Source organism: Mycobacterium paraterrae, assembly GCF_022430545.2.
GTDB classification, from domain to species: domain Bacteria; phylum Actinomycetota; class Actinomycetes; order Mycobacteriales; family Mycobacteriaceae; genus Mycobacterium; species Mycobacterium paraterrae.
In genome coordinates this window covers 1,121,483-1,135,744 of sequence record NZ_CP092488.2, presented here as the reverse complement: position 1 = coordinate 1,135,744, position 14,262 = coordinate 1,121,483, and the positions used below count along the sequence as shown (strand labels likewise).

13 protein-coding genes and 1 tRNA gene are annotated in these 14,262 nt (G+C 63.9%); 3 read left to right on the top strand and 11 right to left on the bottom strand.

Going from position 1 to position 14,262, the window contains the following annotated elements:
• Positions 1–5: 5 nt before the first annotated feature.
• The 5 genes from lipP1 to MKK62_RS05345 form a co-directional block, all read right to left on the bottom strand.
• Positions 6–923, bottom strand: a complete 918-nt coding sequence (gene lipP1, locus MKK62_RS05365; RefSeq protein ID WP_240262031.1) for a LipP1 family hormone-sensitive lipase — start codon at positions 921–923, stop codon at positions 6–8.
• Positions 920–1,744 (bottom strand): IclR family transcriptional regulator, encoded by an 825-nt coding sequence (locus tag MKK62_RS05360; protein ID WP_240262032.1) that lies wholly within the window; start codon positions 1,742–1,744, stop codon positions 920–922. Before MKK62_RS05360 ends, lipP1 begins: the two co-directional genes overlap by 4 nt.
• A 137-nt stretch (positions 1,745–1,881) precedes the next feature.
• Positions 1,882–3,345: an FAD-dependent oxidoreductase gene (locus tag MKK62_RS05355; RefSeq protein ID WP_240262033.1), complete on the bottom strand. Its 1,464-nt coding sequence runs from the start codon at positions 3,343–3,345 to the stop codon at positions 1,882–1,884.
• 184 nt (positions 3,346–3,529) lie between these two features.
• Positions 3,530–4,438 carry a biphenyl-2,3-diol 1,2-dioxygenase gene (gene bphC, locus MKK62_RS05350; protein WP_240262034.1) on the bottom strand — a complete coding sequence of 303 codons (909 nt, stop codon included), beginning with the start codon at positions 4,436–4,438 and terminating at the stop codon, positions 3,530–3,532.
• A gap of 12 nt (positions 4,439–4,450) precedes the next feature.
• Positions 4,451–5,635, bottom strand: coding sequence for an acyl-CoA dehydrogenase family protein (locus tag MKK62_RS05345; RefSeq protein WP_240262035.1), 1,185 nt, complete (start codon positions 5,633–5,635; stop codon positions 4,451–4,453).
• A 159-nt stretch (positions 5,636–5,794) separates the two neighbouring features.
• Between MKK62_RS05345 and MKK62_RS05340 the strand changes: the two genes are divergently transcribed.
• The 3 genes from MKK62_RS05340 to MKK62_RS05330 all read left to right on the top strand — a co-directional run bounded on the left by MKK62_RS05340 (position 5,795) and on the right by MKK62_RS05330 (position 9,162).
• Positions 5,795–7,399 carry a flavin-containing monooxygenase gene (locus MKK62_RS05340; protein WP_240262036.1) on the top strand — a complete coding sequence of 535 codons (1,605 nt, stop codon included), beginning with the start codon at positions 5,795–5,797 and terminating at the stop codon, positions 7,397–7,399.
• A gap of 108 nt (positions 7,400–7,507) precedes the next feature.
• Complete coding sequence (locus MKK62_RS05335; RefSeq protein ID WP_240262037.1) at positions 7,508–8,299, top strand: SDR family NAD(P)-dependent oxidoreductase; 792 nt, start codon at positions 7,508–7,510, stop codon at positions 8,297–8,299.
• Positions 8,296–9,162, top strand: a complete 867-nt coding sequence (locus MKK62_RS05330; RefSeq protein WP_240262038.1) for an alpha/beta fold hydrolase — start codon at positions 8,296–8,298, stop codon at positions 9,160–9,162. The genes MKK62_RS05335 and MKK62_RS05330 overlap by 4 nt, the downstream gene beginning before the upstream one ends.
• A 1-nt stretch (position 9,163) precedes the next feature.
• On the opposite strand, the gene MKK62_RS05325 is transcribed toward MKK62_RS05330, so the two are convergent.
• The 6 genes from MKK62_RS05325 to MKK62_RS05300 form a co-directional block, all read right to left on the bottom strand.
• The gene (locus MKK62_RS05325) at positions 9,164–10,726 is read right to left on the bottom strand and encodes an LCP family protein (protein WP_434085024.1); all 1,563 of its coding nucleotides are present in this window, start codon (positions 10,724–10,726) and stop codon (positions 9,164–9,166) included.
• Positions 10,727–10,948: 222 nt separating this feature from the next.
• Complete coding sequence (locus MKK62_RS05320) at positions 10,949–11,695, bottom strand: MBL fold metallo-hydrolase (protein WP_240262039.1); 747 nt, start codon at positions 11,693–11,695, stop codon at positions 10,949–10,951.
• 11 nt (positions 11,696–11,706) lie between these two features.
• On the bottom strand, positions 11,707–12,828 hold the full coding sequence (locus tag MKK62_RS05315; protein ID WP_240262040.1) for an ecdysteroid 22-kinase family protein: 1,122 nt from the start codon (positions 12,826–12,828) through the stop codon (positions 11,707–11,709).
• 45 nt (positions 12,829–12,873) lie between these two features.
• The gene (locus MKK62_RS05310) at positions 12,874–13,602 is read right to left on the bottom strand and encodes an Rv3717 family N-acetylmuramoyl-L-alanine amidase (RefSeq protein WP_434085023.1); all 729 of its coding nucleotides are present in this window, start codon (positions 13,600–13,602) and stop codon (positions 12,874–12,876) included.
• Positions 13,603–13,666: 64 nt separating this feature from the next.
• Complete coding sequence (locus MKK62_RS05305) at positions 13,667–13,912, bottom strand: hypothetical protein (protein ID WP_240262041.1); 246 nt, start codon at positions 13,910–13,912, stop codon at positions 13,667–13,669.
• Between the two features lie 261 nt (positions 13,913–14,173).
• Positions 14,174–14,245, bottom strand: a tRNA-Thr gene (locus MKK62_RS05300).
• Positions 14,246–14,262 lie beyond the last annotated feature (17 nt).

Below are 14,262 nucleotides of genomic sequence, written 5' to 3'. Positions count from 1 at the left end.
ACCTTTCAACGAAGCAGTTGGGCCAGTCCCAAGCATGCCTGCCTTCGCGCTTCGTGCGCGAGGTCGAGCATCGGCATCGTCATGAATCCGTGGATGCCGCCCTCGAAGGGGCATCGCACCGTGGCCACACCTGCAGCCTCCAGCGCGTCTCCGTACGCGTTGCCCTCGTCGCGCAATGGATCGTGACCGGCGGTGACGATGACCGCGGGCGGAAGTCCGCCCAGGTCGGCGCGCAGGGGAGAAGCGTATGGATGTTCCCGATCGGCACGCGCGGGCACATACTGGTCCCAGTACCACTGCAGGGCCGGTTTCGGATTGTAGAAACCCTTGCCGAACAAGCGATATGACTCGGTGTCGAAGTCGGCGGCAACCACGGGGTAGATCAGCAACTGTGCCGCGAGCAAGGGTCCGCCGCGGTCGCGCGCCATCACCGCGGTGACCGCGGCCAGGTTGCCGCCCGCGCTGTCACCACCCACCGCGACACGGTCTGCATCACCGCCGAGCGCTTCCGCGTTCTCCGCTGTCCATTTGGCGACCGCATAGACGTCTTCGGCTGCATCGGGCCAGGGATTCTCCGGCGCCAGCCGGTAGTCGACCGAAATCACGACGGCGGGAACATGATTGGCGATACTGCGGCACAGCCCGTCGTGGCTGTCGAGGTCGCAGAATACGAAACCACCGCCGTGGGCGTACACCAGAAGCGGTAACCCGTCGCCGGCAGGGCGGTACATGCGGACCGGGATGTCGCCACCGGGGCCCGGGATGGTGTCGTCGACGATGTGGGCCACGGATTCAGGGTTGGCCGTCGGTACGAAGCGCTCGCGAATGGTGGCCCTCGCCTGCGCGCCAGTCATGGTGTGTACCGGCGGGAAACCTCCGTCCAGCGCCTCGATCAGCGGGGCGATTTGGGGATCGAGGGTCACGCGTACTGCAAGGAGGGACGCAATGGCCGCAGCGGCTGCAGTGTCGGCGCCACTCGCTGAGGGCCGTCCTCAACGTTGCGCCAGATCGCCATCGCCGTCATCCTGACCGGCGCCACCAACCGCTGGTCGAACATCATCCGGTTCATCGGGCCGCAAACCGAAACGGCGGCGACGGCCTCACCGGGGCTCCCGATCGGCGCTGCAACACAGCCGAATCCGGCCAGCGACTCCTCCCGTTCGAACGCCACACCATGGGCCCGTACCTTGACCAGTTCGGCCGCGAGGTGGGAGGTGGTGGCAATCGAGTATCTCGTCTTCCGGGCCCGCAGATCCACAGTGGTGTCATCGTCGGTGTAGGCCAGGATGGCTTTGCCAACGGCGGTACAGTGCGCAGGTTGCCGAGCGCCGACGCGGGATGGCAGCGAGCTATACATCCGATCGCCCACCTTCTCGAGGTAGACGACGTCGGGTCCATCCAGGACTGCCAGGTGAACGACGAGCCCGGTGGCGCGGTGCAGTTCGGCCAGCAGCGGACCCGCGCCGCGCACCAAGCGATCCTGATGCACCGCCAGCGAGCCGAGTTCCACCAGCCGCATCCCTAGCTCGTAATCGCGACCGCTTCGGCGTAACCAGCGCAGCTGGACCAGACGCTCGAGCATGCGGTGCGCCGACGAACGTGGCAGGCCTGTGCGACGGACGATCTGGGCCAGCGTCAACCGGCCGGGCCCCTCGAATGCATCGAGAACCAGTGAGATCCGGTCAATCACAGCGGTGGGGGTTGCTGCTTCGACGGCTGGGACGTCTTGGGTGGTCTCGAGCATCGGCTTCTCCACATCTAGCTTCCTGAGCGGCATATGACTATTAGTAATACACCACCGATGTGTCGACTGTCACTAAGCACGCCCAATATGCCGTGGAGCACAATCGGATTTCACTCGCGGAACTAGATCAGCGCAGGTCAAGCCCTTGCCGCCGACCTACCTGCGCGGCGACCATAGAAGCTACCGTCACCAAGCGAGATGCCGCTCGCGTAACCCCATGCGGCCAGCCCAGCAGTCGACCGGCCGGCAGCGAACAGCCCGGGAATGGGTTGCCCGCTCACATGTAGAACCTCAGCGTCCAGCGTCGTCGCCAGACCGCCAAGAGTGAAGCCACCGGTGCTCTCCCGTAGGTCGATGGCTCCGAGCGGCGTGCCAATCGGCTTGACCCACTCGGGTTTCTTGTGCAGCAGCGGGTCCTCCCCGCGTGTGGCGCCCGAGTTGTACGCGGCGACAGTTGCCGTCAGGGATTCGGGTGGCAGACCGATATCGCGTTCCAAATCGGTCACGGTTTCGGCGACCCAGGTTGGTGGCCGCAGCATCAACTTGGGTGACAGCGAGTTCATTGCTTCCTCTTGGGCATCGCCGTCGATGATCAGGTAGGCGGTGTTGTCCTGGTGGTACAGCGTCAACTGTCCGATCCGGCCCGGATAGGTGTCCTCAGCGACGTACCGCTGCCCGCGCGCGTTGACGAGAATTCCGCGGACCAGTTGTTGCGGATCGACGAAGATCGCTACCTCGGTGGCGTCCATGTGCGCCAAATCGGCGCCAAGCGCCTGGGCCATCTTGATCGCTTGACCGTCATGTTGCTCGATTGATGCGGCCGGGCGCCCTGCGATCCGTGGTGCGAATTGGGCCACCATCGCGTCGTTGTAGGCAAAGCTGCCCGTCGCCAGCACCACGGCTCGGCGCGCACGAATCGCCACGTCGTTGCCGTACTTCCGGGCGCGGATACCGACTACTCGGCCGTCGGATTCGACGATCAGGCGCTGCACCCGTACGTCGTAAAGCGCCCGCGCACCCGCCGCCGTCGCGGCTTCCACCAAGGGCTTCATCAACATGAAGCCCGCGCTTGCTTCACCCTGCTTCTTGTTCTGCATTTGTGGCACATGCCCGCGCGGTACGGGGGTGGCAATGGTGTTGAACGGGTAGGCGTTTTCGCCGCCGCTGTACATCAGGCCCTGGTCACCCATTGGTTCCCAACCGGGCTGGGAGAAGAACTCCGCCTTGAACGGCACCCCGGACTCGACGAGCCAGTCGAAGTGCGCGACGCTGCCTGCGCAGTAGTCGGCAATTCGCTTCTGGTCGGCACCGGGGCCCATCGCGACATTAAGGAACGCCGCCATGTTCTCGATGGAATCGTCGAAGCCGCAAGCCTTCTGCAACGCCGTCCCACCGCCGAGATAAATGAATCCACCGGCCATCGCCGCGGCCCCACCCCAGGAAGCGGTGCGTTCCAGCACCAGCACATCGGCGCCGGACCGTGCCGCTTCGACCGCGGCGGCGGCGCCGGCAACGCCGTAGCCCGCGATGACGACGTCGGCCTCGTCGTCCCAGGAGGTGATCGAGGCGGCCGGTAGGGGTGTGACGTCAATGCCTGTCATCCGCCGTCGAATTCCTTCCTTCACTTCGGTCACCGGGCGTTAAGGCGTGAGGTCTGCCCGCCTCAGAGCGACAACGCGCGCAACTGCCCAATGCGTCTTCGTCTTGTCGCTCGAAGCCGGGCAACTCGTCACGCTCCCTTTGTCTCTGGCACACGAGGTCTCGTGGCAGTCAACAGCACACGCTTCACATTCGCATTGCCGCGGGCATCTCACCGATCCACTGGTGGCCCCAATAGCTGTCCGCGGTAATTTCCTCTGCGGTGTAATGGTTTTCGTCGACACGTATGCCTTCGGTGCCGAACTCGATGTCCCAGTCACCCGGTGCGCGGACGTAAAAGGACACCATCTTGTCGTTGGTGTGACGTCCCAGGGTGCTCGACAGCTGAAAGCCCTCGGCGTTTACGCGGTCCAGCGCTTGACCCACCGCGTCGAGGCTGTCGACTTCGACCATGATGTGGACCAGCCGGGGGTCGCGCTGGTGTGCGGCGGGCACAATCGCCAAGCTGTGGTGTCGTTCGTTGATTCCAAGGAAACGGACCCGCACGGGGCCGAACTCTTTCGGTAGGGGCACGCGGAACGCGCCGCGGGAGCGGAACCCCAGCACTTCGGTGTAGAAGTCGAATAACCCGTTGGGGTCGGTGGCCGGTACGACGACGTGTCCCATTCCTTGATCGCCGGTCACGAATTTCGCCCCGAACGGCGTGACGACCGGACTGTGGTCGAGAACAGCGCCGTGGAACACCTCGAGTGTGGTGCCGGCCGGGTCCTCGAACGTGATGACCTCTTCCACCTGGCGCGCCTCGGCGTCGTCGGTGGACAGCTGCTTGAACGCCACGCCGGCACCGTCGAGGGCGGCTTTGACCCGCTCCAATGCCGGGTGGTCGCGCACTTCCCAGCCCACCGTGAGCACCCGGTCGGTTTCGCCCGGCACCACGATCAGTCGGGCGGCGCGCTCGTCCATCCGAAGATACAGCGCCGAGGAGTCGGGTCCCTTGCCTTCCGCGAAGCCCAGCACGCCAAAGGCGAACTGCCGCCAGCGATCGATGTCGTTTGTCGAAATCGCGATGTAGCCAAGACTTTTCAAGTTGCTCATCGACCGGGTTCCCTAAATCAAGGCCCGCAGCGGGCCATCCGGCGGATCGATGCCCAGTGAACTCAGCGCTGACGCGTGGTACGCGGTGCCGGGGACGTGGATGGCGTGCAGCTGGCCGACGTGTACGTCGCGCCAATAGCGTTGCAGCGGCTTGTCCATCCGGGCCGCATTGCCTCCTGAGCGGGCAAAAATCTCGTCGACTGCCGACACCGCGCGCCACACAGCGCGGATCTGCGTACGGCGCCCGGCGGCGCGGTCGGCGAATGAAACCTCTCTGCCGGCAGCGACCATGCCGTAAACCCTGTCGGCGTTGGCCAGCAATTCCTGGCGTGCAGCATTGATGTCGGCCGCTGCTTCGCCGATGGCGTGCATGACATAGGGATCGTCCTTGATTGCTGTCCCCGTGGCACCGATACGCTCCCGCTGATAGTCCAGATGCGCGGCCAGTGCACCCTCGGCAATCCCGATGGTCGCCGCCGAAATACCCAGCGGGAACATCGTCGACCACGGCATCAAATAGAGCGGCTCGGTCATACCCGCTTCGCGTTGCGCGCTGCCATCCATCACCTTGGTGGCGTCCATCGTCCGATACGACGGGACGAACGCGTCCTTGACGATGACGTCCTTGGAGCCGGTTCCTCGAAGCCCCACCACGTTCCATGAATCGTCGACGATGTGATAGTCCCTGCGCGGCAGGACCATGTGCAGCATCTGTGGCGGCATGAGCGGCACGCCCGCGTCGTCGCCGAGCATTGCGCCCAGGATGATCCAGTCGCAGTGGTCGGTGCCGGAACTGAACTGCCAGCGGCCGTTGAAGATGTAACCCCCGTCGACGGGCCGCGCTACCCCCTGGGGGGCGTAGGGCGAGGCCATCCAGGTGTCGACGTCGTCGGCCCACACTTCGGCGGCCACTTTGGGATCTGCGTAGGCCAACTGATACGGGTGCACACCGACCACACCGACAATCCACCCGGCGGCGGGATCGAGAGCCGCGGTCGCCATGACGGTTTCGGCGAATTCGCGCGGATGAACTTCGAATCCTTGATATTGCTTGGGCTGTAGCAGCCGGATCAGTCCGGCCGATTTCATCATCTTGACGGTACCGTCGGTGAGCCGTCCGATCTGTTCTGCCTCAGCGGCTTGGTCACGCAGTTGGTCGGCCAAGTCCATCACTCGGTCGAGTACACGTTCGCTCATGATGTCGTCCTTCGGTGTGTAGGCCTACCGATGGTTTACCGCAGTGCAACTGTTGTCCGCTGGCGTTCCCGATGAGCGGGCACAAACCTCGGCGATTGTCATGTCCGATGACCGGGAAACCGCCGTAGTTGCGGCGCTGACTTCCTTAAAGTGCCACTTGTGACGGCTAATGAACCTCTCGACGCAGTGGTTGTGGGCGCCGGGTTCGCCGGTCTCTACGCGCTGCACAAATTGCGCGACCAAGGCCTTTCGGTGCGGGTGCTCGAGTCGGCGCCCGATCTCGGCGGTACCTGGTACTACAACCGATATCCCGGCGCACGCTGCGACGTCGAGAGCGTGGACTACTCGTACTCGTTTTCCGACGAGCTTCAGCAAGAGTGGGTCTGGACCGAGAAGTACGCGACCCAGGCTGAGATCCTTCGCTACCTGAATTGGGTCGCCGACAAGCTCGCCCTTCGTCGCGATATGACCTTCAACGAGCGGGTGGTGTCAGCCGTGTTCGACGAATGCGCGTCACGGTGGGCGCTGACCACCGCCAGCGGTGACGTGGTCAACGCCCGTTTCTGCGTGATGGCGACCGGCTCGCTTTCGGCACCCCTGACGCCGAGCTTTACAGGCCTGGGAGATTTCGGCGGCGAGGTCTACCACACCGCGAACTGGCCGCATGATCCCGTCGACTTCACGGGCAAGAGGCTCGCGGTGATCGGCACCGGATCCTCAGGCATCCAGTCGATCCCGATTTTCGCCGAGCAGGCGGCCCACCTCTACGTCTTTCAGCGCACCGCAAATTACAGTGTCCCGGCCGGCAACAAGCCGCTTTCAGGCGAAGACCTCGACGAGATCAAAGCGACCTATCCCGAGCGACGTCGACGATCGTGGCGCAGCGGCGGTGGTTCGCCCCACGTCACCGCTTCCCGGCCGACGCTGGAACACGATCCCCAGGAACGTCGTGAAGCATTCGAGAAGCGTTGGCAACTCGGCGGTGTGCTGTACTCCAAGACCTTCCCCGACCAATTGACCAACCTGGCCGCCAACGACGAGGCCCGGAAATTCTACGAGGAGAAGGTTCGCGCCGTCATCAACGATCCCGCTCTCGCCGACCGGCTGATCCCAGTCGACCACCCGATCGGCACCAAACGAATCTGCACTGACAGCAATTACTTTCAGACATTCAATCGCCCCAATGTAAGTTTGGTGAGCGTGCGTGAGACTCCAATCGAACGCATTGACCGAAGCGGTATCTGCACCACCGACGCACGTTACGATGTCGATTCCATAGTGCTTGCAACGGGATTCGATGCGATGACAGGAGCTCTGGCTCGGATTGACATCGCCGGTCGTGGGGGTGTTCGACTACGGGATGACTGGGCACATGGACCAAGGACCTACCTGGGGTTGGGTGTCGATGGATTCCCGAACCTTTTCCTGGTCTCTGGGCCTGGTGCGCCCGCAGTATTGGCCAACATGGTTTTGCACGCTGAGGCACAGGTGAACTGGATCGCTGACGCCATTAGTTATCTCGACAGACACGGTTATTGCGCAATGGAACCGACCACGGACGCAGTGGACGGCTGGTCGGCTGAACTGGCGCGTCGGGCGGAGGAATCGCTGTTCGTGAAGGCTGACTCCTGGTACATGGGGGCGAACGTTCCAGGCAAACCAAGGGTTTTCATGCTGTTCATCGGCGGTTTCGCTGCCTACAACGACATCTGTGCCGATGTGGCCAACGCCGGGTACAAAGGATTCCGTTGTTATGCAAACTAATTCTGCGCAGCCCGACGACAGGGTGGTGCCGAGATCGCCGTCGACGGGAATGAACCGCAGGTCTGGCTCTGAAATACGTTATAGGCCAACGACAGTAGAGGAGCGCAGATGAAGCGATTGACGAGCAACCGGATCCTGGTAACCGGCGCCGCCTCGGGTATCGGGCAGGCAACCGCGCTGCGGCTGTTGGAAGAGGGGGCCACCGTCGTCGCGGCCGACGTCGTCACCGATGGATTGGAGAAGACCCGTGCGAAGGCAGCCGAAGCCGGCAACGATGATCGTCTGATCCTGCTGGAAATGAACGTCGGCGACGAAAGCTCGGTGGTCGATGGCGTGCGCAACGCCGTTGACACGCTGGGCGGGCTGCATTCGGTGGTCAACGCCGCCGGAATCCTGCGAGCCGTGCACACCGAGCAAATGTCGCTCGAGCAGTGGAACCAGATCATCACGGTCAATCTGACAGGCACCTTCCTGGTGGTTCGCGAAGCGCTGCCAACTCTGTTGGGCAATCCGCGTAGCGCGATCGTCAACTTCAGTTCCACCTCAGCATCGTTCGCACACCCCTACATGGCCGCCTACGCGGCGAGCAAGGGTGGCGTCCAATCCTTTACCCACGCATTGGCGCTGGAGTATGCCAGCAAAGGGCTTCGGGCCGTGTGTGTCGCACCTGGAAGCATCAAGTCCGGAATCACCGATGCCACAGGCGGATACATCCCGCAGGACGCGGACTGGGGACTGTTCACCCGGCTGATGCCGATCCTGCCCACGACCGAGGAATCCAGTGGCACGGGAATGGCGAGTCCTGCGGCCGTCGCTGGCGTCATCGCGATGCTGGTGTCCGACGACGGGGCGTTCATCACCGGCACCGAAATCCGGATCGACGGCGGAACGCACGCGTGACAACGGATTTCACATACGAGAGCACGCTACGGGAAATCGCCACTGATCCAGGCGTACTGCGCTACCACCAAGCGGGACCGAGTGACGGACCGCCGCTCGTCTTGTTGCACGGTTCCGGGCCGGGAGTGACCGGTTGGCGAAACTTCCGTGGTGTGCTGGGCACCTTCGCCGAGATTTTTCGCTGCCTGGTTCTCGAGTTCCCCGGTTTCGGCGTCAGTGCCGACTACGGGGGCCATCCCATGGTTACCGCACTCGATGCGCTGGTCCGGTTCGTCGAAGGGCTGGGTCTGGACTCCGTTGACATCGTTGGCAATTCAATGGGCGGTGGAGTCGGCATCAACTACGCGATCGCACATCCCGAACGGGTGCGTCGGCTGGTGACGATCGGCGGCATCGGTCGCAACGTACTCACTCCCGGTCCCGCGGAGGGCATCCGGCTGTTGCAGGAGTTCACCGACGAACCCAGCCGCGAGGCACTGGTCCGGTGGTTACATTCGATGGTCTACGACCCGGCGACAGTGACCGAGGAATTGATCGAGGAAAGGTGGACTCACGCAACCGATCCGGAGACCCTGGCCGGTGCACGACGGATGTACGGCAAGGATGCGTTTGCCGCGATGATGAAGACGATGGAATCTTCCAACGGACCGCAGCCGTGGGCGATGATGCATCGCGTGCGGGCGCGGACGCTCATCACCTGGGGCCGCGACGACAGGGTAAGTCCCCTGGACATGGCGCTGATCCCGATGCGAACCATCCCCAACGCCGAATTGCACGTGTTTCCGAATTGCGGGCACTGGGCAATGATCGAGGCGAAAGAGGCGTTCGAGAGCGCGGTGCTGGCGTTCTTGCTGCGCGACTAGGTCAATTCACGCAGGGGACGCCGCCCCCGTCGATCGGCACTCCCCGGTCGGGCGTCGGGTCGGTCGTGGTGGTCATGCTCGACCTCCACTTGTAGTTGCCGTAAAGGTCTGGCGCCGTGGTGGATTCGGTGGTCGTCTCCGACAGCGACTCATCCTGGGTGGGCATCGAGAAATTGTCGTCGACCACCACCTGAACGTGCCCATATTGCAATGTCCGATTGGCCTTGCCGGGCGCATCGATGCCCAGCAGGCTGGCGACCTCGCGCGCGTCGGAGTCGGCGCCGGGCCCGTATTCGATTGTGGTGGTGGTGGGTTCGCCTTTGACCCGGTCGCGAACCGAGCCGGTGGTGTATCCGTCGTGCTTCAACGTGCGGGCCACCTTGCTGGCGAGACCGCCGACGCTACTGGCGTTCACCACGTCGACGACGGTCGACGGGCTCGGCGCCTCGACAGTGGTCGACGTCGTCGACGACGAGGATGTGCCGAATGCCGCAGCCACCTCGGCCTTGATCGCCGCAGGGTCGACGATGTTGACGTCCTGGCCGTTGATGTTGTCGTAGCGAACCACGGGCAAGGTTCGGTATTCGACTGACCCGCCGGCCAGCGCACCCATTCTGCGGAACATGTCCTCGTCCCAGCCCGACGACAGCACGACGTCCTTTCGCGCCACCGCCATCAGGTCCTTCAGCTTCCCGATATTGGTGAAGGTGCCCGCGTCCTGGAGTTGGTGCATGACCGACGAGAGGAATGCCTGCTGGCGGTGTGTCCGGTCCAGGTCCCCGTTCTCCAAGCCGTGGCGCTGCCGGACAAACGCCAGCGCCTGCGCGGCATCCAGCCGCTGGCGGCCCGCCGGGAAGTCGGCACCGGAGTATTCGTCGTAGACGGCGTGCTTGAGGCAGACGTCGACGCCGCCCAGGCTGCTGGCCAAATCGTAGAAGCCGGCCAGGTTGACTTCGGCGAAATAGTCGATGGGCACTCCCGTCAGCTTCCGGACCGCTTTGAGTGTCGCGGCGCGGGCGGCCTCGCGGCCCTTGGTCTCGAGTTCCTTTTGGTCGCTGACGCCCTTGTTGATCATTTTCTGCTCGACGTACTGCTTAGTCAGGCCGTAGGCCTCTTTGATCTTGATGTGGTTGTAGCCGGGCACGCCGTTCCACGACACCCAGTCGTCGCGGGGGATGGAGAAGGCGGAGACTTTGTCGTCAGGACCGACGTGCGCCAGGATCAACGTGTTGGTGTTGTAGCCGCCGTCGTCGGAATCGCCGGCGTGCAGGTGCTTCAGCAGGCTCCACGGCAGATCGTCGCCGTTTTGGTCCTTCCGCGAATCCAATCCAATCAGCAGGATGTTCATCCCGTTGCCGGTCGACTTTGGGTCCTCGGCGCCAAGGGCCTGGGAGACGGTGATGCCGCTGAGCATGCCGTGCGCCATCCAATAGCCGGAGGCCGTGACGAGCAGCGCCGCGACCGCGATCACCGCGCCCGCGGCATGTGCCAGCGTGCGGCGCCGCTTCTTGGGCGTCGTCGCACGGAGGCGATGCTTGGGGTTGGTTCGCTGCAGGTCTCCCATGACCATCTCGGCTGAATTTTGGGGTTTGCGCCTGACCCGGGATGAATTGAGCGCGCGCTGTTTGACACTTGCCGTCAAGTATGCGGCACCTCGCTGAGGCCCGGTTTGTGACCCAAGTAACCGCCCGATTTTGACATCCACGTCAAAAATTATCTTGAGCTGCAGTGACATCCAGTCACGCGGTTTTGGTAGGGGCGTACCAATTGTGGCCAAATCGTGCTGCTAGAGCTCCAGAATCGCTCCGTCGGCGGCCGCGAACGCCGCATCGAAGCGGGCTTGGGCGGCCTGCGCGGTGCGTTTGGCAACACCCGGCAGGGGATGGTTGTGCGTGATCATCAGCCGTGACACTCCGGCCTCGGCGGCGACCGTGCCGGCCTCCTCGCCCGAGGTGTGGCCGCGCTCCGCTCCGCGTGGCTCCCACGCCTCGTGGAGCAAGGTCGCCACGCCTGCCACCCGCCGGATGGTCTGCGGGTCGAACTCGGTATCGGTGCAGTAGGCGATGAGGTCCCCGACCCGGAAGCCGGCGGAGGGCAGCGGGTGACGGGTCTGCTCCCAGACCTGGATCTCGTGCCCGGCGAAGCCCAACGTGTCCCAGCCCAGCTCCGCCCAGCGTGCCGAGGCGAGGGGCGACGTCGTCTGGAAAGGGGGAGCGAGCAGTTGCTGCTCAACGATCGATCGGGTTGGCCGGCCGTAGGCCAACGAACCCGGACCGGCGATGGTGAGTTCTCGATTCTCCAATGCGCGGGCGCTGAGGAAGCCGAGCCCGGTCACATGATCCAGATGGAAGTGACTGAGCGCCACGGTGACTTTTTCGACGCCGTCGAGCAAGGACGGATTGATATGCAGGGTGCCGAGACCCGTTCCGGCATCCAGAATCAATGCCTCGGGCCCAGATGTGATCAGATAACAGCTGGTCTGGCGGGAGCTGGTGGGAATCCATCCGCCGCTGCCGAGGACCGTCAACCGCATGGGTAGTGAATCTACGATGCCAACGATGTCCGCAGTGCGGTGACGGTCTCCAAATCGGCCAGCGCGGCCACCCCGCGTCGAACCCCTTCTAGCGCAATGCTTTCGTCTTGCATGCCGCCCATGCCAGCGGTGATCAGCGGGGCGACGTAGGCGTACAGTGCGGCCTGCCGGTAGCGCAGCCATAGCTCCTCGGCGTCCAACTCCGGTCCGCCCGCGGCCGCCAGCGCTTGGCGGTAGAGGGACAGCAGTTCGCGTTGGCAGGACCGACGGTCGGCGGTGGTCATGCCGGTGATCAGGGTGTAGGACAGTTCACGTCCGGGATGCCCGCGACGGACTGCCTGCCAGTCGAGCAACCCGGCCTGGCCATCGCGGAAGTAGACGTTGCCGGGGTGTGCGTCACCGTGCATCACCGTGTTCGGTTGTCGGTCAATGATTTTGGCTACCGCGCGGTAGTTGTCGATAATGAAACGACCGTTGTCGACGGCGATCGAGGTTCGCTCGGCCAAGCGCCGGGCCGACGTGTTCAGCAGTGGGCCGGTCAGCAGAGAGGTGTCGTCATCCGACGCGGAGTACATCCAGCGCCTTGCCTTGGTGGGTAGACGTTCCCAGAATGTCGCATGCAACGTGGCGAGTAATTCGACGATCTTGGCCGCCTGATCCCGGTCGAGCGGATGCAGGGTGTCAGGAAAGACGCACGGGTCGACCGCGAGATCTTCCAGCACCAGCACAAAGCGGCCCGTCAGGGGATCGAACGCAGAACCGTAGGACTCGGGTAAGCCAGTCAATTGCGGCGCCAACTCGCGATAGAACATCACTTCGGTGTGGGCAAGACGGCCCAATTCGCCCATCAGCCGGGTCGCGATGGTCGTGGCGGGCATTTTGACGAACACGGAGTCGGGGACGCCGTCGCCGGTCAGCGCCAGTCGCGCGCGTGACGAGGTCCCGGCATCGCCGGCGATGATCTCCGCCGAAGCAACTCGGTGGCCGATGATATTCGAGAGTGCTTGCGCGTCAAGCTCCTTGATCGATCGTGGCAGCGAGCGCATCCGACCGACCACGGCGTCGGTGGCTACCCGCTGCAGTCCACGGCCAAGATGCCCCGCCAGCCCAAGCACCCGCGCCACATCGCCCACTGGGGAATCGTTACAAAATCCGTCCGATCTGTAAAGCGCTGAGCGCTAACTGGGCGAGGCCTGGTGGCCGAGGTAAGCCACGACGCCCTGCGTAACCGCTGCGGCATAGGCGGCGCGTCCCTCGGGACTCTTCATCTTTGCGGCTTCGTCGCTGTTTTTCATATTGCCTAATTCGATTAAGACAGCGGGGTTTTGGGCGAGGTTCAGCCCGGCCAGGTCGGGGCGGCCGTAGAGCCCGTTGGACCCGATGTAGGTCGACGGCTGCATCCCGGCCGTTGCCAGCGCGTCCCGCATCGATTGCGCCAATCGGACCGCGGGACCGGCTTGCACATCGTCGACCGGCGGGCTCGAGTAGTTGACGTGAAAACCTCGACCTGATGGCGGGCCCCCGTCAGCGTGGATGCTCACGACGGCATCGGGGTGCATCGCGTTCGCCAACGCGGCCCGCTGATCGACGCAGGGGCCGACGGAACCGTCGTTGTCGCGCGACATCTGCGTCCGCACGCCCATCTGACTCAGCGCCGCCTGTAGGTCGAGTGCGACGTCCCACGTGAAGGCATGCTCTGGATAACCGTCGGCCGTCGCCGTGCCGCTGGTGTCGCAATCCTTCGTTCCGCCACGGCCATTGGGAACCTGCCGGGTGATCGAGGCGTCCTGAGCCCCGTTGTGGCCGGGGTCGATGAACACGGTCATCCCGGCGAGGTTGGGCACTGCTGAAGCGGTCGGTGCGCCGGGGGAAGCCGCGATCAGCGCAGTGACGCCGACCTGCAGCAAGGCGCAACAATGCCGGACCATCGCGAAAGACTAGCAACGGACTGCCTACGGAAGTCGACGGCAATCAACAGGCCCGGCAACGCTGCACTGTCACCGTCATGGCGTTCGAGTCGGACTCGTCGTCGTTGTGGTTGTGGTCGTTGTGGTTCCGCTCGACGGGGCCGTCGTGGTGGTCGTGGTTGTGGTCGTCGTCGCAGATGTTGACGGCTTTGATGGGCTGGTCGGGCTGGTCGGACTCGTCGGGCTGGTGGGAGGCGCCGGTGGGGCCGCGCCCGGCGGTGGAGTTCCAAGCCCCGGCCCCACCCCGCACCAATCCTGCACATCCTGCGTGTACTGCTCGAGCGGCGGAGGGCAGCGATAGCCCGGCGGGAAGTTGGCGCCGGCATTGAGCAGATCGCAAGGAACCAGGACCTGCTTGCCTTTCTGGGTGTTGCTCACACACTTCACCGGTTGACCTGGCGGCACTGACGGGTCGGCGTGGGCCGCGATCGGAATGAGGGCGACCAACAGCGCGGCGGCGAGCGCCCACGCTAGGCGACGGTGCGTCATGGGAAGTCCTCCATTTACTGAGAGCCCCCTGTCAGGATTGAACTGACGACCTACGCTTTACAAGAGCGTTGCTCTACCACTGAGCTAAGGAGGCCGGTGTAACCCGGCCAG